The organism is Pseudomonas sp. HN11, assembly GCF_021390155.1.
Classification (GTDB): Bacteria; Pseudomonadota; Gammaproteobacteria; order Pseudomonadales; family Pseudomonadaceae; genus Aquipseudomonas.
Map to the genome: position 1 here is coordinate 6,201,981 of NZ_CP089985.1, position 24,069 is coordinate 6,226,049.

The following is a 24,069-nucleotide window of genomic DNA, read 5'->3' on the forward strand; positions in this document are numbered from 1 at the left end:
CCTCACAGGCCTGCGTGGGCGGCGATGGCGGCAGCGATGGCCAGGGCCAGCTCTTCGGGTTTGCGCTTGATCGAGTAGTTGGTCAGCTCAGGGTGGCTTTCCACGAAACTGGTGTTGAACTGGCCACTGCGGAATTCCGGGTTGCGCAGGATTTCCTGGTAATAGGCGGCGGTGGTCTTCACGCCTTGCAGGCGCATGTCGTCCAGGGCACGCAGGCCGCGGTCCATGGCTTCTTCCCAGGTCAACGCCCACACCACCAGCTTCAGGCACATGGAGTCGTAGAACGGCGGGATGGTGTAGCCGGTATAGATAGCCGTGTCGGTACGCACACCGGGACCGCCAGGCGCGTAGTAACGGGTGATCTTGCCGAAGCTCGGGAGGAAATTGTTCTTCGGATCTTCGGCGTTGATACGAAACTGCAAGGCGAAACCACGGTGCTGGATGTCTTCCTGTTTCACCGACAGCGGCAAGCCCGAGGCGATGCGGATCTGTTCGCGGACGATATCGATTCCGGTGATTTCTTCGGTGATGGTGTGTTCCACCTGCACCCGGGTGTTCATCTCCATGAAGTACACCTCGCCCTCGGCGAGCAGGAATTCCACGGTGCCGGCGTTCTCGTAGCCCACGGCCTTGGCGGCGCGTACCGACAGGTCACCGATGTAGGCGCGCTGTTCCGGGGTCAGTTGCGGGCTTGGGGCGATTTCGATGAGCTTCTGGTTTCGGCGCTGGATCGAGCAGTCGCGTTCGAACAAGTGCACTACGTTGCCAAAACTATCGCCGAGGATCTGCGCCTCGATGTGCTTGGGATTGACGATGCATTTTTCCAGGAACACTTCCGCCGAACCAAAGGCCTTGGTGGCTTCGGAGATGACGCGGGGGAAGGCTTGCTCAAGTTCTTCGCGGCTGTTGCAACGGCGGATACCACGGCCGCCACCACCGGAGGTGGCTTTGAGCATCACCGGATAACCGATGCGGTCGCCTTCGGTCAGCGCCTCATGGATGTCCGCAACGTTACCTTCGGTGCCCGGCGTGACCGGCACACCGGCCTTGATCATGCTGCGGCGCGCTTCGGTCTTGTCGCCCATGCGGCGAATCACTTCCGCCGACGGGCCGATGAATTTGATACCGCGTTCAGCGCAGATGTCCGCCAGTTCGGCGTTTTCCGACAGAAAGCCGTAGCCAGGGTGCAGCGCGTCACAGCCGGTTTCCACCGCTAGGTTCACCAGCTTGCGCGGGTTCAGGTAACCGGCCAGGGGCTCGGCACCAATGCTGTGGGCTTCGTCGGCACGTTTGACGTGCAACGCGTGCCGGTCGGCGTCGGAGTAGACCGCGACCGAGCGAATGCCCATCTCGGCGCAGGCACGCACGATACGTACGGCAATTTCACCACGGTTGGCGATCAGGATCTTTTTTATCACTTGGAAATTCCCTTGAGCCGATTGCTGCGTTCTTTGACCCGCTGGATCCGGGTCGGCGCGTGACCAAATGTTTCATGACAGTCGCGAGACACACACTAAGCCCGCTGAGGGATTAACAAAAATCAATAATTATTGGGTTGCGCATAAGTAAAGACTTATAGTTAGCCGAACGGCCTGGGGGGAGGAGAATAATTTTGCGTAAGTCATTGATGCGGCTGACATTGCGCCAACTGCAGATCTTCCATGAGGTCTGCGATTTGCGCTCCTACAGCCGCGCAGCTGAGGAAATGTCCCTCACACAACCAGCCGTTAGCCTACAAATTCGCCAGTTGGAAGAGCTGATTGGCCAGCCACTATTCGATTATGTCGGCAAAAAGCTCTACATGACCGAAGCCGCCGAAGCCTTGCAGCGGGCCAGTCGCGATATTTTCGGGCGCCTGGAAAACCTCGATATGCAGCTCTCGGACATGCAGGGCTCGCTGCAAGGCCAGTTGAAGCTGGCGATTGAATCCAGCGCCAAGTACTTCGTGCCCCACCTGTTTGCAGCCTTCAAGCGCCAGCATCCAGAGGTGCAGTTGCACCTCACGGTGGTAAACCGCGCCCAGGTGATTCGCAGGCTTTCGGACAACCGCGATGACTTGGTGATCATGTCGATGGTGCCTCAGGACATGGGCCTGGAATTCCTACCCTTCCTCAACAACCCGATCGTTGCGGTGGCGCCGCCCGACCACCCGCTGAGCCTGCAAGGGCCACTGCGACTGCAGGACCTTGAGCCTTACACGCTGCTGCTGCGCGAACCCGGTTCCGGCACGCGACTGGCGTGCGAAGAATATTTCAAAGAAAAACGCGTGCACTTCACCCAGACGGTGGAAGTGGCCTCCGCCGAGGCGCAGCGGGAATGTGTATGCGCGGGATTGGGCGTGGCCCTACTGACGCGTCACGCGGTCAACATGGAACTGGCCACCGGCGGGCTCAAGGAGCTGCCGGTGGAAGAGCTGCCGCTGTACCGCAGTTGGTGCCTGGTGCAGGCCAAGGCCAAGCGCCTGTCACCGGTGGCCCATGCGTTCCTGGGCTTTATCCGCAGCGAGCGGGTGCAGATCAGCGCACTGGCTGAGCGTTTCGCTGGGCAGCCGCGGGTGCCTGCCAGTGGAGTTCCGGGTAGTCACTGATGCTCTGGAGCAGTTGGCGCTCCTCGCAACGGTCTTCGATTGCGCGACGGAACGCCATGCGGCGTTGGTCTTCCTGCTGACGACGGGTTTTGACGGAGCTGTTGCTGTCTTCGTAGGTCCGGGCCATTTGGAGTCTCCCAATGCGAGTACGGGGAGTTCAGGATGGCCCTGGGCGATGACGGTTTGGCGGCGCGGGGATTACAAACTGATGAAAGTTTGATCAATCATCCAATGCTTTGACGGATTTCGGTGACAGGCGAAGGCTGCGCAAGCTGCGCTTCACGCTCTTGAGGTGGTTGACCAGGCTCGGCCCGCGCGCCATGGCGACGCCCATCGCCAGCACGTCGATCACCACCAGGTGGGCAATGCGCGAAGTCAGCGGGGTGTAGATCTCGGTGTCTTCGTGCACATCGATCGCCAGGTTGACCGTGGACAGTTCCGCCAACGGCGTCTGGCTCGGGCACAGGGTGATCAGCGAAGCGCCACTTTCACGCACCAGGTTGGCGGTGATCAGCAGGTCTTTGGAGCGGCCTGACTGGGAAATGCAGATGGCCACATCCGTAGGCTTCAAGGTCACTGCTGACATTGCCTGCATGTGCGGGTCGCTGTAGGCCGCGGCGGTAAGCAGCAAGCGGAAGAATTTGTGCTGAGCATCGGCAGCCACCGCGCCGGAAGCACCAAAGCCATAAAACTCGACGCGCTGAGCCTGGGACATGGCCGTCACGGCCTTTTGCAACTCCACCGGGTCAAGCTTCTCGCGTACTTCCATCAGCGTGTGCAGGGTGGTATCGAAGATTTTCAGGCTGTAGTCGGCGACGGAGTCGTCTTCATGGATCGCGAATTGGCCAAAGCTCGCACCAGCGGCCAGGCTTTGGGCCAGCTTGAGTTTCAAGTCCTGGAACCCGGAGCAACCGATAGCGCGGCAGAAGCGCACGATAGTCGGCTCACTGATGCCCACGCTATGGGCGAGGTCCGCCATGGAACTGTGCATCACAGCCGCAGGGTCAAGCAGCACGTGATCGGCAACCTTGAGTTCCGATTTGCGTAACAGGTGGCGCGACTGGGCGATATGTTGCAACAGGTTCAAAGGGCAGGACTCTTGTTATGGGCAGGGCCAGGGATGTAGCAAGTTTGTAGTTATACTACAAGAATTGTCGTTTTGCCCGTCCGACGCATCACTAAATCGCCCTGCTCCCCTTTGAATCTAAGGGCAGCCGAGTTGTAGCCACAGGGGCGCCCCAGGCATCGCTAGGGAAAATCTGCATTTTTCCGTAACAAATCTGCCAGCCCTTCGGCCTGCATCGGCCGGCTGATCAAATAGCCCTGCACTTCGTCGCACCGCTCCCCACGCAGGAAATCCAACTGCTGCTGATCTTCAACGCCTTCGGCCACCACCTTGAGCGCCAGCCCATGGGCCATGGCGATGATGGCACGGGTGATGGCGGCGTCTTCACGCCCCTGGCCGAGCCCACGGATGAAGGTCTGGTCGATCTTCACGTAGTCCACGGGGATACGTTTGAGGTAGCTGAGGGACGAATAACCCGTGCCGAAATCGTCGATCGCCAGCTTCACGCCCAGGTCGCGCAGTTGCTGGAAGGTGGCGATGATGTGCTCGACGCTGTCGAGCAATTGGCTTTCGGTCAGCTCCAGCTCAAGGTATTGCGGGTCCAGGCCGGTCTCTTCGAGCACCTGGCGCACCAGGCTGACCAGCTTGCCCTGGCGCAGTTGATGCACCGACAGGTTCACCGACACGCGGATCGGCGCCAGCCCCTGGCGCTGCCATTCACACGCCTGCCAGCAGGCCTCACGCAGCACGAATTCGCCCAGTGGCACGATCAAGCCGGTCTCTTCGGCCAGGCCGATAAAGTCCCCCGGCGGCACCATGCCCCACTGTGGATGCTCCCAGCGGATTAACGCCTCTGCGGCATTCAGCTTGCCGGTGGTCAGACACAGTTTGGGTTGGTAAAACACCGTGAGCTGGCGCTCTTCGATGGCCTTGCGCAGATGGTTTTCCAGCTGCAAACGCTCTAGCGTGCTGGCTTGGAGGCTGTCGGTGTAGAACTGGAAGTTATTGCCGCCCAGGTGCTTGGCATGTTGCATGGCCATATTGGATTGGCTGACCAGGGCGGAAATTTCCCGCGCGTTGTCCGGCAACAGGCTGACACCCATCGACGCACTCACTACCAGCTCATGCCCTTCCACCGTCACCGGCACTCGCAGTTTGGCCAGCAGCCGCGTGGCGACCCGCGCCAGGCTCGACAGGTTGCCATAGGCGTCGAACAGCACGGCAAATTCGTCCCCGGACAGGCGCGCGATGGTGTCGGCCTCGGGCAAGGCATTGATCAGGCGACGCGCCATTTTCTGCAGCAATTGGTCGGCCACTTCATGGCCGAGGCTGTCATTGAGCAGCTTGAAGCGGTCGAGGTTGATGTGCAGCAACGCCAGGCTGCGCCCGCCCTGGCGGACCCGCTGGTGGGCTTCGCGCAGCCGTTCGCGGAACAGCGAGCGATTGGCCAAGCCGGTCAACTCATCGTAATGAGTGAGGTAGCGCATGCGCTCTTCGGACTCACGCCGCGCCGATAGATCGGCGAAGAAGCCCACAATGTGACTGACTTTTCCGCGGATATCGCGCACCACATTCAATTGCAGCCACTGCGGATACAGCTCACCGTTCTTGCGCGTCTCCACCAACTCGCCCTGCCAGGTGCCGTGGGTGAGCAACGCCTGGCGGATCACCGGGAAGTGGCGGCGGGCATCACGGCTGCTGGGCAGCTCGACTACATTGCGGCCAATCATGTCGTCGGTTTCAAAGCCGGTGACACGGCTGAACGCCTGGTTGACGGCAATCAGCTTGTAATCCGGATCAAGGATCACGATGCCTTCGCTGGCCGCCTCGAATACCGTCGACGCCAAACGCTGTTGTTCCTCCAAGGCCTTGCCGGCGCTGATATCGCGGCGTGTACCGAGCATCCGTGTGACCCGCCCACTGGGCGCGCGCTCTACAGCGCGGCCACGGTCTTCGATCCACACCCAGTGCCCATCGCCGTGGCGCACGCGGTATTCCACCTGGTAGTCCTCGCTGCGACCCTTGAGGTGCTCCACCAAGGCACGCTTGAGCAGCGGCAGGTCTTCGGGATGCAGGCGCGGCTTGAGGTGGCTGAGCATCGCCGTGACGTATTCCGGCTCCAGGCCGAACAGCTCCTTGAGCTGGGTGTGGTGCACTTCATCGGTTTGCAGGTTCCAGTCCCACAGGCCTAGTTCACTGGCTTGCAGCGCCATGGCCAGGCGCGCTTCGCTTTTATTCAGGGCCAGGTTGGTGGCGTCCAGTTCCTGACTGCGTTGGGCCACGCGGTCCTGCAAGCCGATCTGGGCTTCGCGCAGTTCTTGCTCGACCTGACGGCGTTGTTCGACTTCGCGCACCAACTCCTGATTGAGTTGCTCGCTGCGCTGTTGTGCCTGCTGCAGATGCTCGATCAACGCCTGGTTCTGGAAGCGCCGCAGCAGCCCGCGCTGGATCAGGCGATTAACCTGCCACGCCACCAGACTCAAGGACGCCAGCAGAATCAGGCCGAGTACGCCCCAACCGCGTTGCTGTGGGTCGCCAGTCCAAAACAGGTAAATGATGGCCGGCACCAGGCACGGTAAGGCGAAAGACAGGAACGCTGGCAGGCTCACGGCATAGGCTACGCTGGCCGACAGCGTCGCCGCGCCAATCAGACCGAACACCCAGGCCTGCTGCATGAAGCTATCCGCTGGCACCAGCGCGATGGCGGCAGTGGCCAGGGTGAGGCCACTGACCGCCGAGCCAAGCATGAACATGCGTCGCCACACCGGCTGCGCCTGGCGGCTAGGGATGGCCGAGTCGAACGCCGCCACCTGGATCACACGCATCGCCACCAGGGCCAGCAGCCAGACCAGCCAGATGCTGTCCAGCAGGTATTGCTTTGGGTTCCACAACAGCCAGGCGCAGACCAGGCCATTGACCAGCATCAACAGGGTCGGCAACAGCGAGCCCTGATACAGCAGGCGTGTGCGCTCGACCGTCATCTCCGTGGCGTAGTGTTTGCGAAGAGCCTGCGTGGGGGCCGCCGAGGGGCCGAGCAGGTCGGTGCTGAGGGTCATAGGCAGTGTTCTTATAATGGTGAGCCCGAAACGTCGACGGAGCATACACAAGCAAGCGCCTGGGCCAAACTGCTCAACGTCATAAAAACTGCACCGTCATGCCGCGCAAACATCGGGGCCAGACGGCTTGAGCGAGACGCCGCGCGGGCTGCGGCCATTGACCGACCGGTCATCACCCTGAGGGTTTTCCATCGACCACCCGGCATTGGTATTTGCCCCACTCCCCCGGGGGCCATAGAATGCGCCGATGCGCGATGATCTCTCCCTTTTGCTGAACTCCCTCAACGATGCCCAACGCCAGGCCGTAGCGGCCCCCGTTGGCCGTCAGTTGGTCCTGGCCGGTGCTGGCTCCGGTAAAACCCGAGTGCTGGTGCACCGTATCGCCTGGTTGATCCAGGTCGAAAACGCGTCCCCGCATTCCATCCTGTCGGTGACCTTCACCAACAAGGCCGCTGCCGAGATGCGCCACCGCATCGAGCAGTTGATGGGCATCAGCCCGGCCGGCATGTGGGTGGGCACTTTCCACGGCCTGGCACACCGCCTGTTGCGAGCACACTGGCAGGAAGCGGGCCTGGCCCAGACCTTCCAGATCCTCGACAGTGATGACCAGCAACGCCTGGTCAAGCGGGTGATTCGCGAACTGGGCCTCGACGAGCAGCGTTGGCCGGCGCGCCAGGCGCAATGGTTCATCAACGGCCAGAAAGACGAAGGCCTGCGCCCGCAACACATCCAGGCCAGCGGCGATCTGTTCCTCGCTACCATGCGCAGCATTTATGAAGCCTACGAGGCCGCCTGCGTGCGCGCCGGGGTCATCGACTTCTCCGAACTGCTGTTGCGCGCCCTCGACCTGTGGCGCGACAACCCAGGTTTGCTGGCGCACTACCAGAAACGCTTCCGGCACATCCTGGTGGACGAGTTCCAGGACACCAACGCCGTGCAGTACGCCTGGTTGCGCCTGCTGGCCAAGGGCGGCGACAGCCTGATGGTGGTGGGCGACGACGACCAGTCGATCTACGGCTGGCGTGGCGCGAAAATCGAGAACATCTACCAGTATTCCGAAGACTTCCCGGACGCGGTCACCATTCGCCTGGAGCAGAATTACCGCTCCACCGCCGGGATCCTCAAGGCCGCCAACGCCTTGATCGCCAATAACACCGGACGCCTGGGCAAAGAGCTGTGGACCGACGGCGGCGAAGGCGAGGCGATCAACCTGTATGCGGCGTTCAACGAGCACGATGAAGCGCGCTACGTGGTGGAAACCATCGAAAGCGCGCTGAAAACCGGCCTGGCGCGCAGTGACATCGCAATTCTGTATCGCTCCAACGCCCAATCGCGGGTCTTGGAAGAAGCCTTGCTGCGCGAACGTATCCCGTACCGCATCTACGGCGGCCAGCGCTTCTTCGAACGCGCGGAAATCAAGAACGCCATGGCCTACCTGCGTTTGCTGGAAGGTCGCGGCAACGATGCGGCGCTGGAGCGGGTGATCAATATCCCGGCCCGTGGCATCGGCGAGAAAACCGTCGAAGCGATTCGCGACCACGCGCGCCATGCCGATGTGTCGATGTGGGAAGCCATGCGCTTGCTCATCGTCAATAAAGGCCTGACCGGCCGTGCAGCGGGCGCACTGAATGTGTTTGTCGAGCTGATCGAGAACCTGGCGGCCAAGTGCGCGGAAATGCCCCTGCACTTGATGACCCAGACCGTAATCGAGCAGTCCGGGCTGATCGCCTACCACGAAGCGGAAAAAGGCGAGAAAGGCCAGGCCCGGGTAGAGAACCTTGAGGAACTGGTCAGCGCCGCTCGCGCGTTCGAAAACACCGAGGAAGACGAAGAGCTGACGCCACTGGCTGCGTTTCTCGGCCATGCATCGCTGGAAGCCGGTGATACCCAGGCCGATGAGCATGAAGACAGCATCCAGCTGATGACCTTGCACAGCGCCAAGGGCCTGGAATTCCCGTATGTGTTCCTGGTGGGCATGGAAGAAGGCCTGTTCCCCCACAAGATGAGCCTGGAAGAACCCGGCCGTCTTGAGGAAGAGCGCCGCCTGGCCTATGTGGGTATCACCCGTGCCATGCAGAACCTGGTGATGACCTACGCCGAGACCCGACGCCTGTACGGCAGCGAGACCTACAACAAGGTGTCGCGCTTCGTACGTGAAGTGCCGAAGGGTCTGATCCAGGAAGTGCGCCTGTCCAACAGCGTCAGCCGCCCGTTCGGCGGCGGCCAGCAGCAGAACTCCAGCACCTTGTTTGCTGGCTCCGAGATTCCGGAAACCCAGTTCAGTCTTGGCCAGCAGGTCAGGCATTCAGTGTTCGGCGAAGGTGTCATCCTCAACTTCGAAGGCGCGGGTGCCCAGGCGCGGGTGCAGGTGAATTTCGCCGAAGGCAGCAAGTGGCTGATGATGGGTTACGCGAAACTCGAAGCCATTTGAAACATTTACCTACATGAAGCTTATTGGCCCGCCCTTGTTTTTAACGAGCGCGGGCCAATATGTTTAATAAGTCCTACAGACCCTTCGGAATCGGTCTTACGCAAAAGCCCGAAACATTATGCCGCTAGCCACTGTCACTACACCTGTGCAACATGGCGCGCGTGCAATCCACAAATGGGAATTCCCTTTATGAAACGTTTTCTTAGCATCGCCATGGCGTTGTGCATCGGCCTGACGATGAGCATCGACGCCAACGCCAAGCGCTTCGGTGGCGGCAAAAGTTCGGGGGCAGCACCGACTCACCAGACCAGCCAAATGGCACCATCCGCCGGTGCCGGCGGTGCTGCGGCTACCGCAGGCGCAGCCGGTGCTGCCGGTGCCGCAGCCAAGGCCGGCGGTGCTTCGCGCTGGTTGGGCCCTCTGGCCGGTATCGCCGCTGGTGGCCTGCTCGCTTCCATGTTCATGGGCGGCGGCTTCCAGGGCATGCAGATCTTCGACATGCTGATCCTGGCGGTCATTGCCTTTGTGATCTTCCGCTTTATCGCCGCCCGTCGCCGCAAGCAGCAGGAGCACCTGGCTCCAGCCGGCGCGCCGATGCAGCGTGAAGTGTTCGAGCAAAAGCCAGCCATGGGCTCGATCTTTGGCGGTTCGGCAGCACCTGCTGCTGCCCGTCCAGTGATCAACGCGCCAGCCTGGTTCAACGAAGAACGTTTCGTGGAAGCGGCCCGCAGCCACTTCCAGTCCCTGCAGCAACACTGGGACGCCAACGAAATGGATAAGATCTCCGAGTTCGTGACCCCGCAACTGCTGGAGTTCCTCAAGCGCGAACGCGCCGACCTGGGCGACGGCTTCCAGTCGACCTATATCGACGACCTGCGCGTCCAGCTGGAAGGTGTGGATGATCGCGCCGACAAGACCATCGCCACCCTGACCTTCAGCGGTGTGTCGAAGACCTCGCGTTTCGACCAGGGCGAAGTATTCAGCGAAAGCTGGAACATGGAACGTGCTCAGGGCGACAACCAGCCTTGGCTGGTCGCCGGTATCCGCCAGAACGGCTGATCCCTGCACGCTTAGCACGCAGATACAAAAAACCCCGGACCTGTCCGGGGTTTTCTATTTCACGGTTGCACTTATAGCGAGCTACTGTATAAAACGCCCCTATAAACCGCGCCATTTAGCAAGAGGATCCCGGCCGTGGAAGAAATCATCGAACAATTGCGTGAAGCCAACGAACCGGTCCCGGTTCCGCTGGAGCTGCCTGACGAAGACCTGTTGGTGGAAATCGAGGAACAACTGTTCATCGACATCCCGTTTGTCTTCCGTGAATTCCTGCTGACCGTCAGCGACGTGGTGTACGGCAGCCTGGAGCCGGTGACCGTCACCGACCCGCAATCTCACACCTACCTGCCGGACGTTGCCGCCAACGCCTGGGACGCCGGTGTTGATCGTAGCCTGATCCCGATCTGCCAGGACGGCGACGACTACTACTGCGTTGAGGAAGACGGCACTGTGGTGCTGTGGTCCGCAGAAGAAGAACTCGTCACCGAGGAAACCTGGGAATCGGTGTGGCACTGGGCGCGGGATGTCTGGCTGGAAAGCTGAGTCCACACCAGGCGCTTAGTGCTCCGGCGTGTCCTTGTGGTTATCCAGCGTCTCCAGCAAGGCGACCTGCATCCGCGTATGCACGCGGATGAACCACCGCCAGAGCACAGCCGCTACCGCCGCCGTGACCACGGCGATCAGTACCAGTAACTTGTTGGTCGGCAGAATGCTGGCCGACAAGGCTGCCAATAACAGGAAGATTACCAGCAGCGAAAGGATCGGGATCAACTCCGCGATGACTCTTCGTACGCGCTGGGTATGCCGCCCGGCCATTTCCGGCTTCACGCTCATTTCCGCCAGCAGCATCGAGAGCGCCTTGAGCTTGCGATACGCCGCGATCAAAAACGGCAGCGACAACAGCAACGCCCCACCCCAGATCAATGCCTTCTGCCAACTTGGATCACTGATCCAGCCCTCCAGATACCCGCCAATGCGCGCTGCGAAAAAGCTGCCGGCAAAGAAGATTGCCACCACCAGCGCCAGGTTCACCCCTACTTGCAGGATGATCTTGCGGATCATCGACGCCAGCATCGCACTCGCGCCTTGAGGTTGGATACTGCGCAACCATTCGCCGTACATGCCGAACACTCGGCTCATACGTTGAGGCATGATCGCTGCAATCTTCAAGGACAATGGGTCTGCGCCACGAATCAGGTACGGCGTGAGCAGCGTGGTAATCGCTGAAACCGCCACGGCGACGGGATAAAGGAAATCACTAGTTACCTGCAGCGTCATCCCCAGGGCCGCGATGATGAAGGAAAACTCACCAATCTGTGACAGACCCATGCCCACACGCAGTGAGGTACGACCGTCATTGCCGGCAATAAATGCCCCTAGGCCGCAGGACAACATCTTGCCCAACACCACAGCCACGGTAATCACCGCAATTGGCCAGGCATATTGCAGCAGGATCTGCGGGTCGATCATCAAGCCAATAGCAACAAAGAAGATGGCGCTGAACATGTCGCGAACCGGCTCGATCAGGCGCTCGATCTTAATCAACTGACGGGATTCGGCCATGATCGCGCCGATCAGGAACGCGCCCAGCACCATGCTGTATTCCAGCTTGACCACCAGCAGGCAGAAACCGAAACACAGGCCCAGTACGGTGATCAGCAACATCTCGTTGCTTTCGAACTTGGCCACGTAGGCCAGCAAGCGCGGCACCAGCAAAATACCGATAACCAGCGCTACGATCATGAACAGCGAAAGCTTGCCGACCGTGGAAAACACCTCGCCGGAGCTGACCGTGCCACTGACGGCAATGCTCGACAACAAGGCGATGATGCCGATGCCAAGGATGTCCTCGACGATCAGCACACCGAAAATCAGCTGGGCGAAGCGCTGGTTTTTCATCTTCAGGTCATTGAGCGCCTTGACGATGATGGTGGTGGAGGAAATCGCCAGGATTGCGCCGAGGAACAGCGAGTCCATGGTGTTCCAATCAAACCAGCGGCCGATCTCATAGCCGATCCAGATCATCAGAATGATCTCCAGGAAGGCTGCGATAAACGCCGTGGCGCCGACCTTGAACAGCTTGCGCAGGCTGAACTCCAGGCCCAGGCAGAACATCAGGAAGATCACCCCCAGCTCAGCGAGGGTCTTGATGGTGTCCTCATCATGGATCAGGCCGAACGGCGGGGTGTGAGGGCCGATGATGAACCCGGCGACGATATAGCCCAGCACTACCGGCTGCTTGAGGCGGTGAAACAGGATGGTGACAACCCCGGCCACCAACATGATCACGGCCAAATCCTGGATAAAGCTGATGGCGTGCATGGCGAGGGGCTCCTTGAGGGGTGCTGGCGCTTTTCCCACTTCCGCCCGCGCTTTTGAACTGTCGCAAAGCGCAAGGAAAAGTCGACATTGATCGTAAGAAATGCCCTGAGATGGGCTTTTGAAGGTTAACACCGCGACTTCCAGCAGAAAGCCGGTGCAATATATGGAAACAGATCGGTACGCGCGTGACGGCAAGCCGACCACCGGCGTCCCGTTAAAGAAGGCGCAGCAAAGATTCCAGCACCCGCAGAGGTGCCCCCCAACCAATGCCTACAACCCGTGAGTGTGCTATGGAACCCGGAAATGCCCAGCTGTCGATGACGGTATTGATGACCCCTGATATGGCCAACTTCTCAGGCAATGTCCACGGCGGCACCCTGCTCAAGTACCTCGACGAAGTGGCCTACGCCTGCGCGAGCCGTTATGCAGGTCGCTATGTCGTCACGTTGTCGGTGGATCAGGTGATTTTTCGCGAGCCGATCCATGTCGGCGAGCTGGTGACCTTCCTCGCGTCGGTCAACTACACCGGCAACACCTCAATGGAGGTGGGCATCAAGGTGGTGACCGAGAACATCCGCGAACGCTCGGTGCGCCACACCAACAGCTGCTTCTTCACCATGGTGGCCGTGGACGACCAGCGCAAACCGGCCGCCGTGCCGCCGCTGCAGCCGCAGAACAGCGAAGATAAGCGCCGGTTCGTTCAGGCACAGCAGCGCCGGCAGATCCGCCAGGAGCTGGAAAAACGCTACCAGGAAATCAAGGCAGACGCGTAATCACAGGCTGATCGGCGTCGCCTCGAACCGCACGCGGGGATGGGCGATACGGTCCTGAGCACGCACCAGCTCCAGTTCATAACTGGCGCAAGCCTGGGTTTCCAGCAGCACTTCATGCACCGCTGCAGCGGTGAACTCGAACGCCGCTAACAGGCTGTCGCCCAACAGTACCCGCGCCAGGAACAGCCCCGAGGTCAGGTCGCCCACGCCCACGGGCTGACGCGGAAACGCCAGCAGTGGTCGGCGCAAGTGCCAGCTGCCTTCAGAGGTCACCAGTAGCATCTCGAAACCGTCCGGTAGCTTGCCGGGGTAATCCAGGTGCTTAACCAATACGGCTTTAGGCCCGCGTTCCAGCAGCGCCTTGGCCATGGCCAGGCAATCGAACAGTGACTGCGGCTTGCGCCCGGCAAAGCTGTCCAGTTCCAGCTGGTTGGGACACAAGAAGTCGGCCATGGCCGCGGCTTCGTCCAGCAGGAAATCGCTGACTTCCTGCGGCACGATGCAACCTTTCTCCGGGTGACCCATTACGGGATCGCACAGATACAGGGCCTTGGGGTTGATGGCCTTGATGCGCGCCACCCCGGTCAGGATCGCCCGTCCCTGATCCGCACTGCCCAGATAGCCGGACAGAATAGCGTCGCAATTGCCCAATTCACCAATGGCGGCGATGCCTTCCACCAGCGCTGGAATCTGCTGCGGCGCCAACACTTCGCCTGCCCACTGGCCATACTGAGTGTGGTTGGAGAACTGTACCGTGTTCAGCGGCCAGACGTTCACCCCGACCCGTTGCATGGGGAACACGGCGGCGCTGTTTCCGGCGTGGCCAAAGACCACATGAGACTGGATCGCAAGCAGATGAGGTGTGCGTTTCATGCGGGAGATTTCCGTAAAGCCGTTGAAATTCTGGCCGCGCAGTATGCGACTAAACGCAGCCTGTACGACAGACCGGCGACACAGTTAAGCTGCTCTCACTTTGTTGGAGTCTTTCGCATGCTGACCCTGGGAAATATCTTCGTGTTGATGCTGCTGGCGACCGGTGCAGCCTGGGTGTGGCACAACCACGGCCTGCGCGAGCGGGCGCTGGAGCGGGTCAGGCAGCATTGCGCAAAGCTTGACATTGAGCTGCTCGACGGCGCGGTGGCGCTCAAGCGTATCGGGTTTGTGAAGGACGCCAATGGTCGGCGACGCCTGGCACGTATCTACAACTTTGAATTCACGGTGACTGGCGAAACCCGCCACGCCGGCGTGATCACTCAGTTCGGCGCTCACAGCGCGCAGATCGAACTGGCGCCCTACCCGTTCGAGATCAAGGAGCCGTTGCCCAGCGCCGAGGTGATCGAACTGAGTCAGTGGCGCCAGGACCACGCGACCAAGAACCGTCAGTAACGGCAGGCTGCCAATGCGGCCTGCAAGGCGGCCACGTCCTGTGGTTCGCTGAAAATCAATTCAATGCGCGAGTCGCGACGCCATTCGCTGGGCTGCCACGTGAGCTCGCCGTTATCCACAGCATTGGTGGATACCCAGCCTTCGGCGCTGTGGATAACCAGTTTGGCGCGGAGCCACTCAAGGCTTGCGATCCATTGATGCAGGCGTTGCCCGTCGAATTGCTGGCTCGAGTGCCAGCGCCAGCCGATACTCCAACCGCCCTCCTGGGCCTGACTCAGGCAAATGGGTTGAGTGGGATCGCTCCAGAGTGCCGGCATCAGCCCTGGGCCTTCTGGCACTTCGAAGTTATCCACAGCCCGCTGCGCCTGCGCATTCAAACCGGGTAGCTGCTCCAGCGGTAATTGCGCCTGGCGCGTCCAGTAAAACGGCGAGTCCGGTAGCCGCTGTTCGATCGCCTGACGCTGTGCGGCGTCCAGCGTTTCATCCTTGTTCAGTACCAACAGCCCGGCACTCGTCAACGCCTCCTGTTGCGCTGTTGGCAAGGGTTTTCCCATTGCCAACGCCTGGGCATCCAGCACCAGCACACAGGGCTGGACCGCCAGCACGCCCTGCCACGGCGCCTCCCGCAACTGCTTGAGCAACTGCGCCGGATGGCCAAGGCCCGATGGTTCGATAAACAGCCGGTCAGGCCTGGCCTTACGCAATAGACGACTCAGTCCTACCTGAAACGGCGCACCATTCACACAACACAGACAGCCTCCGGCGACTTCGCCCAGGGCAATGCCTTCGTCATCCTGGGTGAGCAAGGCTGCGTCGAGGCCGATCTGCCCGAATTCGTTGATCAGTACGGCCCAGCGCTCGTTGGCCGGGCGTTGGGCAAGCAGGTGTTTGATGAGGCTGGTCTTGCCGGCCCCCAAGGGCCCGGCAATCACATGGGTAGGAATGTTCTGCAGCATGAGGGGCATCGTTCAGACCGTGTAGAGCGTTTGATCCTACGCGGTTATGCGAGCCAATCCAGTGTCAGGATCAATCGGCGCTCGTCGGCCTCGAGTGCAGGCGAACGGTGAATCAGTCCATGACCTTCATTGCCATGCCATTTGGTGCCCTTCAGCAGGGCGACTTCGCCGCAGTGAATCTGTTCGATACGCTCGCTGGGCTCGGCATCCGGTTGGCTAAGCTTGCGGCGGTCCATCACGCCTTCGCGCAACCATTGGCTGCCGATCCCCGCATAGGTGGTGATCAACCGCACCGGCACATGGTCAACGTGAAAACGTGGACACATGGCCTTGTCCAACAGACGGAGGCGCACACCAATGCGCTTGGCACCCAGCAAGCAAGCGAACGCGCTGACCAGCCACGACACATCGGCGATAAAGCCTTCATAGCCTTCAAGATCACGGCAACTGGACGCCAAACCCTGCAGGTTGGGCACGGCGTCTTCGTTGCTGAGTTCGATGACCATGGAATCAGCCAACGGCTCGTTCAGTGCCACCAGCAAGGCGCCGAACTCAGCAATGTGCAGTGGCAACTGCCGCTCCCACACGGCCAGGTTAACGCCATCTTCCAAGATGTCGGACAGCGCCAAAGGGGTGTCACCGCGGGTCTGGCGGATCACGGGGCGCAGGGGAATCACCGGGGCCAGCATCAGGCGGCTGCCTCCTCATACCAAGGGCCGAAAGGATCGACCAGCAGGCGCCAGCCTTCGACGCCCAGGGCCATTTCTTCATCGGTGAGCAAGCAGGCGTCCAGCTCGGTGCGCATTTGGATGAAGTCGATGTTCTGCCCGATAAACACCAGTTCCTGGCGGCAGTCACCGGTGCTCAGTTGCCAGTTGCCCATGATCGCCGCGACACTTTCTTCGTCCTGAGGCCACTGGCTTTTCGGCACAAAGCGCCACCAGCGACCGGCGAACCCATGGCGCATCAAACCGCCGGCCTGGGACCAACTGCCCGCATCCTGATGCTTGCTGGCCAGCCAGAAAAAACCCTTGGAACGCAGCAATTTGCCGTTCACCCAGGGCCGGTCGATAAAGTCGAAAAAACGCTGTGGATGAAAGGGACGGCGCGCCCGGTAGGCCGTGGAAGCAATGCCGTATTCTTCGGTTTCCGGCGCGTGCTCGCCGCGCAGTTCCTGCAACCAGCCTGGCGCTTGGGCGGCGCGCTCGAAGTCGAAACGGCCGGTGTTGAGGATCTTGTACAACGGCACTTCGCCCATGACCATCGGGATGATTTCCGCCTGAGCGTTGAGGCGCTCAAGGATCGCCATCAACTCTTCGCGTTCGCGGCTGCTGATCAGGTCGATCTTGCTGATGAGGATCACATCGGCGAATTCGATCTGCTCAATCAGCAGGTCGGTGATGGAACGCTCGTCCTCTTCACCGAGGGTTTCACCGCGCGACGCCAGGCTTTCAGCAGCTTGGTAATCAAGCAGGAAGTTCATGCCATCGACCACGGTGACCATGGTGTCCAGGCGCGCGATGTCGGCCAGGCTTTGCTCGTTTTCATCGCGAAAGGTGAAGGTCTCGGCCACAGGCAAGGGTTCGGAGATACCGGTGGACTCGATCAGCAGGTAATCGAAACGACCTTCCTTGGCGAGTTTTCCGACCTCTTCGAGCAGGTCTTCCCGCAAGGTGCAGCAGATGCAGCCGTTGCTCATTTCCACCAGTTTTTCTTCGGCGCGGTTGAGGGTGACGTCGCGCTGGACTTCGCTACCGTCGATGTTGATTTCGCTCATGTCGTTGACGATTACTGCTACCCGCAGGTTTTCGCGGTTGCGCAGGACGTAATTGAGCAGCGTGCTTTTACCGGCGCCGAGAAAGCCGGACAACACAGTCACGGGGAGACGATTGGGCATCAGGTATTCCTCATCAGGGTTGGCCGGTCAAATCGCCCGTTTATGGCGTTCGCGCAGCTCTTCACGTTCTTTGGCTTCGATACACAGGGTGGCGGTAGGACGTAGCAATAAGCGCTGTAGGCCGATGGCCTCGCCGGTTTCGCGGCACCAGCCGTATTCACCGCGGGCCAGCAGCTCGAGGGCGTCGTCGATCTTGTCCAGCAGCTTCTTTTCGCGTTCCAGCAGGCGCAGTTGCCATTGGCGCTGTTCTTCGGCGCTGCCGACATCGGCTGGGTCGCTGTTGGTTTCCTGTTCACGCAGCATCAGAAACTCAGCATCAATGCGTGCTTGCAGCTCATTACGCTGAGTCAGCAGCAACTCGCGGAAGAAGCCTTGTTGGGCTTCATTCATGTAGTCGAGGGGAGGCTGGGCCAAGAGGTCTTGTCTGGTCATAGGGAGCGGTTCACGGGTCAGGCTGTGTTTTAATGTTATAGTATAACAATGCAAATAAGCCAATCCCCTCTTGAACGCTACGACGAAGGGCGCAATGCTTGGATACTTCCCGACCTTGAGAAACCCGATGAAACACTTGGTGTGCGCCTTGTTATTGGTTGCCGCTGGACCGGCCTGCGCGCAGGTACCCAGCCTGCTGGCCAACTGCACGCGCAGCGCCAACCTGCTCGCTTGTGTCGACCCATTAGGCAACGCCTACAGTGTGGCGACGGTAGGCACTACCACGTATTTGCGCGGTTACGAAGTGATCGGCAAACGCTATTGGGCACAGACCAACAGCCGCTACGGGCAACTGACGTTCTTTACCGGGTTGGCGTCCGATGGTGAGGCGTGGGTCGGCTACACGCGACGCGTGGGCTGGACCACCCTCAACCGGTTTTCCAGTTCGGGTGGCGCCAGCGCCAAGTTCACCTGCAGCCGTATGACCGGCTGTTAGACCTGACCGTTCTTCTGTTCCTGCACCCACGCCATGTAGCTGTTCATGGGTGGGTTCTTCTGGAAGTACTTCTTCAGGCCTTCGAACAGGCCATCGGCAACCGCCTGTTGATGACGCGCGGTGACCAGCCGTGCACTGTCCCGCGCGTTGGAAATAAACCCGGTTTCCACCAGGATCGACGGCACGTCCGGTGACTTGAGCACCGCGAAACCCGCCTGCTCCACACGCTTCTGATGCAGGCTGGTGATGCCTTCCAGGCTACCCAGGATCGAGTTGCCCAGTTGCAGGCTGGAAGCGATGGTGGCGTTCATCGACATATCCAGGATCACCCCGGCGAGCATCGGGTCCTTGTCCTTCAGGTTGAGCAGGCTGGTGGCGCCGAGCAGGTCGGCGCCGTTTTCCCGTTGCGCCATGAACCGCGCCGTAGCTGATGTGGCGCCGCCTTCCGATAAGGCATATACCGAAGCGCCCGACGCGGTGATCCGTGGCGCCGCGTCCGCATGCACCGAGATAAACATATCGGCATTGTGCTTGTGGGCGATTTCCACGCGTTTGCGCAACGGTACGAAGAAGTCGTCGTTGCGCACCAACTTCACATCGAAGCCCTTCTCGCGCTTCAAACGTTTAGCCAGCAGTTGGGCGATGGACAGCACCACATCTTTTTCGCGCTGCCCCTTGGAGCCGACCGCACCTGGGTCTTTGCCGCCGTGGCCAGGGTCGACCACCACAATAATGTCACGCTTGGGGTGCGCCTTATCCACCAGCGCCTTGGGCTCGGCCGCAATCTGGCGAGGCGCCTGGGTGGCGCTGGTCAGGTCCAACACCAGGCGATGGCCTTGGCCATCCTGGGGCGGCAATAGAAAGCTGTTGAGCTGCATCGGTGCGGCAAGGTCCAGCACGATGCGCGTATCGCCTTTGCCGAAATGCCCGGAGCGGATCGAGGTGATCCCGCTGTTTTTCAGCGCCAACTGAGAGAAATCACCACTGAGCCCGGCGCCGCTGAGGTCGATGATCAAGCGTTCCGGCGCGCTCAGGGTAAACGTCTTGTATTGGATCGGACCGCTGAGATCGAACACCAGCCGCAGCTTGTCGTCCGAGCGCCACAGGCGGGCGTTGCTGATTTGCGTGGCGTGGGCGGTAAACGGCAAGGTGAACAGCGGGCTGGCCAGAAGCAAGTTTAGGAGCTGACGTCTGTGCATGAAAAATACCGCAAATAAAGGAGCGTCCCTACTCGACATGACTGAAAAAAGGCTGGAGCAGAAAAATCATCGTCGACTCAATAGTTATAATATAACATGTCTTTTTATTTCCAACGATGGACCTGCTCATGAACGCGCTGACTCTGCCGGATATCGCCGCGCAGGCTTCACGCCAAGCCTTGCCACTCGACTGGGTGGGCATGTGCGGTATCGCCCTACCGATTCTTATCGACGGCCAGCGCTTGGCTGCAACCGCCGATGCCGGAGTGAGCCTGGACGATGGCGCCGCCCGTGGCATTCATATGTCTCGCCTGTACCTGGCGCTGGGGATGCTCGACCAGCAACCGCTTACGCCCGCACTTCTGCGTACTGTACTGCAGCGTTTTCTCGACAGTCATGAAGGTTTATCTAATAACGCCTACCTACGCATCCACACCGATTTGCTGCTCAAACGCCCGGCGCTGGTCAGCCCGCTGGCCGGCTGGAAAGGCTACCCGGTGAGCATTGAAGCGCGCCTGGAAAACCAGATGTTCCACGTGGAACTAAAAATTGACGTTATTTATTCCTCAACGTGCCCATGCTCCGCTGCCCTCGCCAGGCAGTTGATTCAGCAACAATTTCTCGGCGACTTCGCCAACACACCGTTGCAGCATGAAGACGTGTTGACCTGGCTTGGCAGCGCCAATGGCATCGTCGCCACGCCTCATAGCCAGCGCAGCAGTGCGCAGTTGCATGTCCAGTTGAATGGCGAGCAACTGCCGCTTACGGAATTGATCGACACCGTCGAAGCCGCCCTGGGCACCGCCGTACAAACCGCTGTAAAACGCGCGGACGAACAAGCCTTCGCTTTGGCTAACGGGCAAAACCTGATGTTCTGCGAAGACGCCGCCCGCCGCTTGAACCTCGCCTTGAAACGCTCGGATGCGGTCAAAGCCTTCCACCTGAAAGTGATCCACGCCGAAAGCTTGCACGCGCACGACGCCGTGGCTGAAAGCCGCTGGACGAGACACCCTGCATGATCACCTGCACCGCTTTGCGCTGGGGCGCACCCGGCCAACCGCTGACACCCGCCATCGACATTACCCTGGAAAAAGGCAGCCTCACCGGCATTATCGGTGCCAACGGCACCGGCAAAAGTAGCTTGCTCAAAGTCATCGCCGGCCTGCAAAAGCCGCTGTCGGGCAAAGTCAGCGTGGATGTTCCACGCCGTGGCGGCCTGTCATTCCTACCCCAGCAGCAACATTTGGATCGACAGTTTCCCATCAGCCTGCAAGAGCTGGTCGCCGCCGGTTTCTGGGGCACCCAACTCGCACCGCAACAACGCAGTCAGCGTCTTGAAGCGGTTCTGGAAGACTGGTGCCTGAATGGCCTGGAACACCGTCCGCTAATGGCCTTATCTGGTGGCGAACTGCAACGCGCCCTGCTCGCCCGCATGAGCCTGGCCGAAGCTCCCGTGCTGTTGCTCGACGAACCCCACGCCGCTCTTGATGAAGAAGGCCAGGTACTGTGCTGGAAACATATTCACGCCTGGCACCAGCAAGGCCGCACGTTGATCGTGGTCTGCCATGACCTCGCCTCAGTACGCCAGCACACCCAACAAGTGGTGCAGATCAAAAGCACCGGCTGCGTCTTCGGCTCGAGCAAAGAGCTGATCCGCCCGCAGTCACAGATGCAGGTGGCCTGATGCATTTTGCCGCCCACCTGTGGATGCCCTTCGTCGACTTCGTTTTCATGCGTCGCGCTTTGATTGGCGGGCTGGTACTCGCCTGCAGCACCGCGCCCTTGGGGGTATTCCTGATCCTGCGGCGCATGAGTCTGATCGGAGATGCCGTCGCCCACGGCATTCTGCCTGGTGCCGCACTCGGCTTCTGGTTTGCCGGCCTCAGCCTGCCCGCCTTGACCATCGGCGGCCTCGGCGCGGGCCTGGGTATGGCTGGCCTGTCCGCCTGGATTACCCGCCGCACCGGCCTGCGCGAAGACGCCAGCCTCGCTGCCATCTACCCCATCTCCCTCGCCGCCGGCGTATTGATCCTCGGCATCGCCGGCAAGCGCCTCGACCTGCTGCACCTGCTGTTCGGCTCTGCCCTGGCCGTCGACGAAACCACCCTCACGGGCATGCTTTGGGTTTCCAGCTTCAGCCTGATCACCATGGCCGCGATCTACAAACCGCTGCTGCTGGACACCCTCGACCCGTTGTTTCTGCAGACCGTCAGCCGCCTCGGCCCGCTGGCACACGGGTTGTTCCTGACCCTGGTGGTGCTGAACCTGGTGATCGGCTTCCAGGCCATCGGCGCCTTGATGGTGGTGGGTCTGATGATGTTACCGGCCATTGCTTCACGTTTCTGGAGCCGGCGCCTACCGGTGTTGATCGCGGTATCGGCGGTGCTGGGATGCCTGTCGGTGTGGTTGGGTTTGTTGCTGTCGTTCTACTACTCGTTGCCCAGCGGCCCGGCCATCGTGCTAATGGCGGGTGCCGGGTATCTGCTGTCCGTGGTCTTCGGTCCGGTGCACGGCTTGCTGCGCCGCCCGCCCTTGCTGTCATCCCAATGAGGTGTTTCCCGATGCGCGCTCTACTCGTACTGTTCAGTCTCGTCCTGTCGTTGTCGACGGCCCAGGCCGCAGACAAGCTCCAGGTGGTTACCAGCTTCAGCATCCTCGATGACATTACCCACCAGATCGGTGGTGATCACATCCAGATCAGCAACATGGTCGGCCCCGACGCCGACGCCCACACCTACGAGCCAACGCCGGACAACGCGAAGGCGCTGCTCAAGGCCAAGCTGATCATCAAGAACGGCCTGGGCTTCGAGCCGTGGCTGGACCGGCTGGTGGCCAGCACTGAAACCAAGGCGACCGTGGTCACCGCCAGCAAAGGCGTGATTTCCCACACCATGGATGAGGATGGCGAGACCATTCCCGACCCGCACGCCTGGCACAACTTGGCCAACGCCGAAATCTATGTGAACAACATCACCAAGGCCTTGATCGCTGCCGACCCGGCCAACAAAAGCGACTATCAACACAACAGCCAAACCTACCTGAAAGAAATCTACCGCCTGCTGGCCGAAGCCAAAACCAAGTTCGGCGCCCTGCCAGCCGGTAACCGCCGCATCGTCACCTCCCACGACGCCTTCGGATACCTGGGCCAGGCTTACGGTATCGAGTTCCTCGCACCCCAGGGCCTGTCCACAGAACGTGAGCCGTCCGCTGCTGAAGTGGCCGCGCTGATCACCCAGATCCGCAAAGACAAGGTCAAAGCCGTGTTCATGGAAAACATCAAGGATTCACGCCTGCTCAAGCAGATTGCTGACGAAAGCGGCGCGCGGATCGGCGGCACGCTGTACTCCGACGCCCTCGCCGCAGAAGGGCCAGCCAGCACCTTTACCGGGCTGTTCGAATACAACCTCAATACTTTGTGCGCCGCCCTGATCAAGCCATGACCCTGAGCATGCTTGACCTGGAAGAGGCTGCCGTCGGCAGCCGCTTTCCACTCGAACCCGTGCTCGATGCCCTGCCGTGGAACAGCGCTGGCCTGATCGCCGCCATCGCCCAGCAACACGGCAGCGGCGAGGTATTAATGCTGGCCTGGATGAACCGCCAGGCCCTCCAGGAAACCCTGGGCACCGGGCAGGTCTGCTACTGGTCGCGCTCGCGCCAGCGGTTGTGGCGCAAGGGCGAACGCTCCGGTCATTGGCAACAGTTGGTGGAAGCACGCCTGGATTGCGACGGCGACGCAGTATTGCTGATCGTCGACCAACAGGGACCGGCCGGCCACACAGGGCGGCCTACCTGCTTCTACAACGCCATCGACGGCGACTACGTTCACATCATTACGGAGCCCTTAGCATGATCCGCAAAAACCCGTCCGGCGATCTGCCCGTGATTGCCGAATCGGCCTACGTCGACAAGACCGCCATCATCTGCGGGAAGGTCGTCATTGGCGAAAATGTTTTCGTCGGCCCCTACGCCGTGATCCGCGCCGACGAAGTCGACGCCAGCGGTGGTATGGACCCGATCATCATCGGCGCCAACTCCAATATCCAGGACGGCGTGGTCATCCACTCCAAGTCCGGGGCGGCGGTGACCATCGGCGAGTTCACCTCCATTGCACACCGTTCCATCGTCCACGGCCCCTGCACCGTCGGCGACCGCGTGTTCATCGGCTTCAACAGCGTGCTGTTCAACTGCGCCGTGGGCGATGGTTGTGTGGTGCGCCACAACTCGGTGGTCGACGGCCGCGACTTGCCTGCCGCGTTCTACGTGCCCTCCACCACCCGCATCGGGCCCAACACCGACCTCTCGCAATTCCCGCCGGTGAGCGTGAGCGCCTCGGAGTTTTCCGAAGACGTGGCACGCACCAACGTTGACCTGGTGCGTGGCTACAAAGCCTTGCAAAACGAGTTCTGACC

Annotated in this window: 24 protein-coding genes; 13 read left to right on the forward strand and 11 right to left on the reverse strand. The window is 60.6% G+C overall.

What is annotated here, in order from left to right; all coding sequences use genetic code 11:
- Positions 1-2 precede the first annotated feature (2 nt).
- Complete coding sequence (locus LVW35_RS28555; RefSeq protein WP_003195732.1) at positions 3-1,418, reverse strand: acetyl-CoA carboxylase biotin carboxylase subunit; 1,416 nt, start codon at positions 1,416-1,418, stop codon at positions 3-5.
- 194 nt (positions 1,419-1,612) lie between these two features.
- On the opposite strand from LVW35_RS28555, the gene LVW35_RS28560 reads away from it, so the two are divergent.
- Positions 1,613-2,587, forward strand: a complete 975-nt coding sequence (locus LVW35_RS28560; RefSeq protein ID WP_326489597.1) for a LysR family transcriptional regulator — start codon at positions 1,613-1,615, stop codon at positions 2,585-2,587.
- Here the strand turns inward: LVW35_RS28560 and LVW35_RS28565 are convergent.
- The 3 genes from LVW35_RS28565 to LVW35_RS28575 form a co-directional block, all read right to left on the reverse strand.
- The gene (locus tag LVW35_RS28565; RefSeq protein ID WP_083351517.1) at positions 2,517-2,714 is read right to left on the reverse strand and encodes a PA3496 family putative envelope integrity protein; all 198 of its coding nucleotides are present in this window, start codon (positions 2,712-2,714) and stop codon (positions 2,517-2,519) included. The two genes, LVW35_RS28560 and LVW35_RS28565, sit on opposite strands and share 71 nt — an antisense overlap.
- A gap of 93 nt (positions 2,715-2,807) precedes the next feature.
- Positions 2,808-3,674: a transcriptional regulator HexR gene (gene hexR, locus LVW35_RS28570; protein WP_003177007.1), complete on the reverse strand. Its 867-nt coding sequence runs from the start codon at positions 3,672-3,674 to the stop codon at positions 2,808-2,810.
- Positions 3,675-3,835: 161 nt separating this feature from the next.
- The gene (locus tag LVW35_RS28575; protein ID WP_233893019.1) at positions 3,836-6,709 is read right to left on the reverse strand and encodes an EAL domain-containing protein; all 2,874 of its coding nucleotides are present in this window, start codon (positions 6,707-6,709) and stop codon (positions 3,836-3,838) included.
- A gap of 247 nt (positions 6,710-6,956) precedes the next feature.
- Here LVW35_RS28575 and uvrD point away from each other — a divergent pair, with 247 nt between their 5' ends.
- The 3 genes from uvrD (at position 6,957) to LVW35_RS28590 (ending at position 10,742) form a co-directional block, all read left to right on the forward strand.
- Positions 6,957-9,140 (forward strand): DNA helicase II, encoded by a 2,184-nt coding sequence (gene uvrD / locus LVW35_RS28580; protein ID WP_233893020.1) that lies wholly within the window; start codon positions 6,957-6,959, stop codon positions 9,138-9,140.
- A 189-nt stretch (positions 9,141-9,329) separates the two neighbouring features.
- Positions 9,330-10,199, forward strand: coding sequence for a Tim44 domain-containing protein (locus LVW35_RS28585; RefSeq protein WP_233893021.1), 870 nt, complete (start codon positions 9,330-9,332; stop codon positions 10,197-10,199).
- A 135-nt stretch (positions 10,200-10,334) separates the two neighbouring features.
- Positions 10,335-10,742: an SMI1/KNR4 family protein gene (locus tag LVW35_RS28590; RefSeq protein ID WP_014720555.1), complete on the forward strand. Its 408-nt coding sequence runs from the start codon at positions 10,335-10,337 to the stop codon at positions 10,740-10,742.
- Between the two features lie 15 nt (positions 10,743-10,757).
- Here the strand turns inward: LVW35_RS28590 and LVW35_RS28595 are convergent, their stop codons facing one another.
- Positions 10,758-12,521, reverse strand: coding sequence for a cation:proton antiporter (locus tag LVW35_RS28595; protein WP_233893022.1), 1,764 nt, complete (start codon positions 12,519-12,521; stop codon positions 10,758-10,760).
- 290 nt (positions 12,522-12,811) lie between these two features.
- Here LVW35_RS28595 and LVW35_RS28600 point away from each other — a divergent pair, with 290 nt between their 5' ends.
- The gene (locus LVW35_RS28600; protein ID WP_016978672.1) at positions 12,812-13,294 is read left to right on the forward strand and encodes an acyl-CoA thioesterase; all 483 of its coding nucleotides are present in this window, start codon (positions 12,812-12,814) and stop codon (positions 13,292-13,294) included.
- Here the strand turns inward: LVW35_RS28600 and pdxY are convergent, their stop codons facing one another.
- The gene (gene pdxY / locus LVW35_RS28605; RefSeq protein ID WP_233893023.1) at positions 13,295-14,167 is read right to left on the reverse strand and encodes a pyridoxal kinase PdxY; all 873 of its coding nucleotides are present in this window, start codon (positions 14,165-14,167) and stop codon (positions 13,295-13,297) included. It lies immediately after the preceding gene.
- 117 nt (positions 14,168-14,284) lie between these two features.
- Here pdxY and LVW35_RS28610 point away from each other — a divergent pair, with 117 nt between their 5' ends.
- Positions 14,285-14,680 carry a DUF3301 domain-containing protein gene (locus LVW35_RS28610; protein ID WP_233893024.1) on the forward strand — a complete coding sequence of 132 codons (396 nt, stop codon included), beginning with the start codon at positions 14,285-14,287 and terminating at the stop codon, positions 14,678-14,680.
- Here LVW35_RS28610 and LVW35_RS28615 read toward each other — a convergent pair.
- From LVW35_RS28615 to dksA, 4 genes are read right to left on the reverse strand one after another with little or no spacing between them, the layout of a single operon-like run.
- A complete protein-coding gene (locus LVW35_RS28615; protein WP_233893025.1) occupies positions 14,674-15,636 on the reverse strand; it encodes a CobW family GTP-binding protein in 963 nt (320 codons plus the stop codon). The two genes, LVW35_RS28610 and LVW35_RS28615, sit on opposite strands and share 7 nt — an antisense overlap.
- A gap of 44 nt (positions 15,637-15,680) precedes the next feature.
- Entirely contained in the window at positions 15,681-16,325 is a 645-nt protein-coding gene (locus tag LVW35_RS28620) for a DUF1826 domain-containing protein (protein WP_233893026.1), read from the reverse strand.
- Positions 16,325-17,533, reverse strand: a complete 1,209-nt coding sequence (zigA, locus tag LVW35_RS28625) for a zinc metallochaperone GTPase ZigA (RefSeq protein WP_233893027.1) — start codon at positions 17,531-17,533, stop codon at positions 16,325-16,327. Before zigA ends, LVW35_RS28620 begins: the two co-directional genes overlap by 1 nt.
- 27 nt (positions 17,534-17,560) lie before the next feature.
- Positions 17,561-17,965: an RNA polymerase-binding protein DksA gene (gene dksA, locus LVW35_RS28630; protein ID WP_233893028.1), complete on the reverse strand. Its 405-nt coding sequence runs from the start codon at positions 17,963-17,965 to the stop codon at positions 17,561-17,563.
- A 127-nt stretch (positions 17,966-18,092) separates the two neighbouring features.
- Here dksA and LVW35_RS28635 point away from each other — a divergent pair, with 127 nt between their 5' ends.
- Positions 18,093-18,461: a glutamine synthetase gene (locus LVW35_RS28635; protein ID WP_233896565.1), complete on the forward strand. Its 369-nt coding sequence runs from the start codon at positions 18,093-18,095 to the stop codon at positions 18,459-18,461.
- Here the strand turns inward: LVW35_RS28635 and LVW35_RS28640 are convergent.
- A complete protein-coding gene (locus LVW35_RS28640) occupies positions 18,458-19,660 on the reverse strand; it encodes an N-acetylmuramoyl-L-alanine amidase (RefSeq protein WP_233893029.1) in 1,203 nt (400 codons plus the stop codon). The two genes, LVW35_RS28635 and LVW35_RS28640, sit on opposite strands and share 4 nt — an antisense overlap.
- A 128-nt stretch (positions 19,661-19,788) precedes the next feature.
- Here LVW35_RS28640 and folE2 point away from each other — a divergent pair, with 128 nt between their 5' ends.
- The 6 genes from folE2 to LVW35_RS28670 are packed head-to-tail and all read left to right on the forward strand — an operon-like array spanning position 19,789 to position 24,067.
- A complete protein-coding gene (gene folE2, locus LVW35_RS28645; RefSeq protein WP_233893030.1) occupies positions 19,789-20,679 on the forward strand; it encodes a GTP cyclohydrolase FolE2 in 891 nt (296 codons plus the stop codon).
- Complete coding sequence (locus LVW35_RS28650) at positions 20,676-21,344, forward strand: metal ABC transporter ATP-binding protein (protein WP_233893031.1); 669 nt, start codon at positions 20,676-20,678, stop codon at positions 21,342-21,344. The genes folE2 and LVW35_RS28650 overlap by 4 nt, the downstream gene beginning before the upstream one ends.
- Positions 21,344-22,210 carry a metal ABC transporter permease gene (locus LVW35_RS28655; protein ID WP_233893032.1) on the forward strand — a complete coding sequence of 289 codons (867 nt, stop codon included), beginning with the start codon at positions 21,344-21,346 and terminating at the stop codon, positions 22,208-22,210. The genes LVW35_RS28650 and LVW35_RS28655 overlap by 1 nt, the downstream gene beginning before the upstream one ends.
- 11 nt (positions 22,211-22,221) lie before the next feature.
- Complete coding sequence (locus tag LVW35_RS28660) at positions 22,222-23,100, forward strand: metal ABC transporter substrate-binding protein (protein WP_233893034.1); 879 nt, start codon at positions 22,222-22,224, stop codon at positions 23,098-23,100.
- Entirely contained in the window at positions 23,097-23,510 is a 414-nt protein-coding gene (hisI, locus tag LVW35_RS28665; protein ID WP_233893035.1) for a phosphoribosyl-AMP cyclohydrolase, read from the forward strand. The genes LVW35_RS28660 and hisI overlap by 4 nt, the downstream gene beginning before the upstream one ends.
- Positions 23,507-24,067, forward strand: coding sequence for a gamma carbonic anhydrase family protein (locus LVW35_RS28670; protein ID WP_177110928.1), 561 nt, complete (start codon positions 23,507-23,509; stop codon positions 24,065-24,067). The genes hisI and LVW35_RS28670 overlap by 4 nt, the downstream gene beginning before the upstream one ends.
- Positions 24,068-24,069: the final 2 nt, after the last annotated feature.

Excerpts from the sequence above, each read along its gene's own strand:
- LVW35_RS28565 (WP_083351517.1), bottom strand. The coding sequence starts at position 2,714 with ATGGCCCGGACCTACGAAGACAGCAACAGCTCCGTCAAAACCCGTCGT.
- LVW35_RS28575 (WP_233893019.1), bottom strand. The coding sequence starts at position 6,709 with ATGACCCTCAGCACCGACCTGCTCGGCCCCTCGGCGGCCCCCACGCAG.
- uvrD (WP_233893020.1), top strand. The coding sequence starts at position 6,957 with ATGCGCGATGATCTCTCCCTTTTGCTGAACTCCCTCAACGATGCCCAA.
- LVW35_RS28585 (WP_233893021.1), top strand. The coding sequence starts at position 9,330 with ATGAAACGTTTTCTTAGCATCGCCATGGCGTTGTGCATCGGCCTGACG.
- LVW35_RS28595 (WP_233893022.1), bottom strand. The coding sequence starts at position 12,521 with ATGCACGCCATCAGCTTTATCCAGGATTTGGCCGTGATCATGTTGGTG.
- LVW35_RS28600 (WP_016978672.1), top strand. The coding sequence starts at position 12,812 with ATGGAACCCGGAAATGCCCAGCTGTCGATGACGGTATTGATGACCCCT.
- pdxY (WP_233893023.1), bottom strand. The coding sequence starts at position 14,167 with ATGAAACGCACACCTCATCTGCTTGCGATCCAGTCTCATGTGGTCTTT.
- LVW35_RS28610 (WP_233893024.1), top strand. The coding sequence starts at position 14,285 with ATGCTGACCCTGGGAAATATCTTCGTGTTGATGCTGCTGGCGACCGGT.
- LVW35_RS28615 (WP_233893025.1), bottom strand. The coding sequence starts at position 15,636 with ATGCTGCAGAACATTCCTACCCATGTGATTGCCGGGCCCTTGGGGGCC.
- LVW35_RS28620 (WP_233893026.1), bottom strand. The coding sequence starts at position 16,325 with ATGCTGGCCCCGGTGATTCCCCTGCGCCCCGTGATCCGCCAGACCCGC.
- zigA (WP_233893027.1), bottom strand. The coding sequence starts at position 17,533 with ATGCCCAATCGTCTCCCCGTGACTGTGTTGTCCGGCTTTCTCGGCGCC.
- dksA (WP_233893028.1), bottom strand. The coding sequence starts at position 17,965 with ATGACCAGACAAGACCTCTTGGCCCAGCCTCCCCTCGACTACATGAAT.
- LVW35_RS28635 (WP_233896565.1), top strand. The coding sequence starts at position 18,093 with ATGAAACACTTGGTGTGCGCCTTGTTATTGGTTGCCGCTGGACCGGCC.
- LVW35_RS28640 (WP_233893029.1), bottom strand. The coding sequence starts at position 19,660 with ATGCACAGACGTCAGCTCCTAAACTTGCTTCTGGCCAGCCCGCTGTTC.
- folE2 (WP_233893030.1), top strand. The coding sequence starts at position 19,789 with ATGAACGCGCTGACTCTGCCGGATATCGCCGCGCAGGCTTCACGCCAA.
- LVW35_RS28650 (WP_233893031.1), top strand. The coding sequence starts at position 20,676 with ATGATCACCTGCACCGCTTTGCGCTGGGGCGCACCCGGCCAACCGCTG.
- LVW35_RS28655 (WP_233893032.1), top strand. The coding sequence starts at position 21,344 with ATGCATTTTGCCGCCCACCTGTGGATGCCCTTCGTCGACTTCGTTTTC.
- LVW35_RS28660 (WP_233893034.1), top strand. The coding sequence starts at position 22,222 with ATGCGCGCTCTACTCGTACTGTTCAGTCTCGTCCTGTCGTTGTCGACG.
- hisI (WP_233893035.1), top strand. The coding sequence starts at position 23,097 with ATGACCCTGAGCATGCTTGACCTGGAAGAGGCTGCCGTCGGCAGCCGC.
- LVW35_RS28670 (WP_177110928.1), top strand. The coding sequence starts at position 23,507 with ATGATCCGCAAAAACCCGTCCGGCGATCTGCCCGTGATTGCCGAATCG.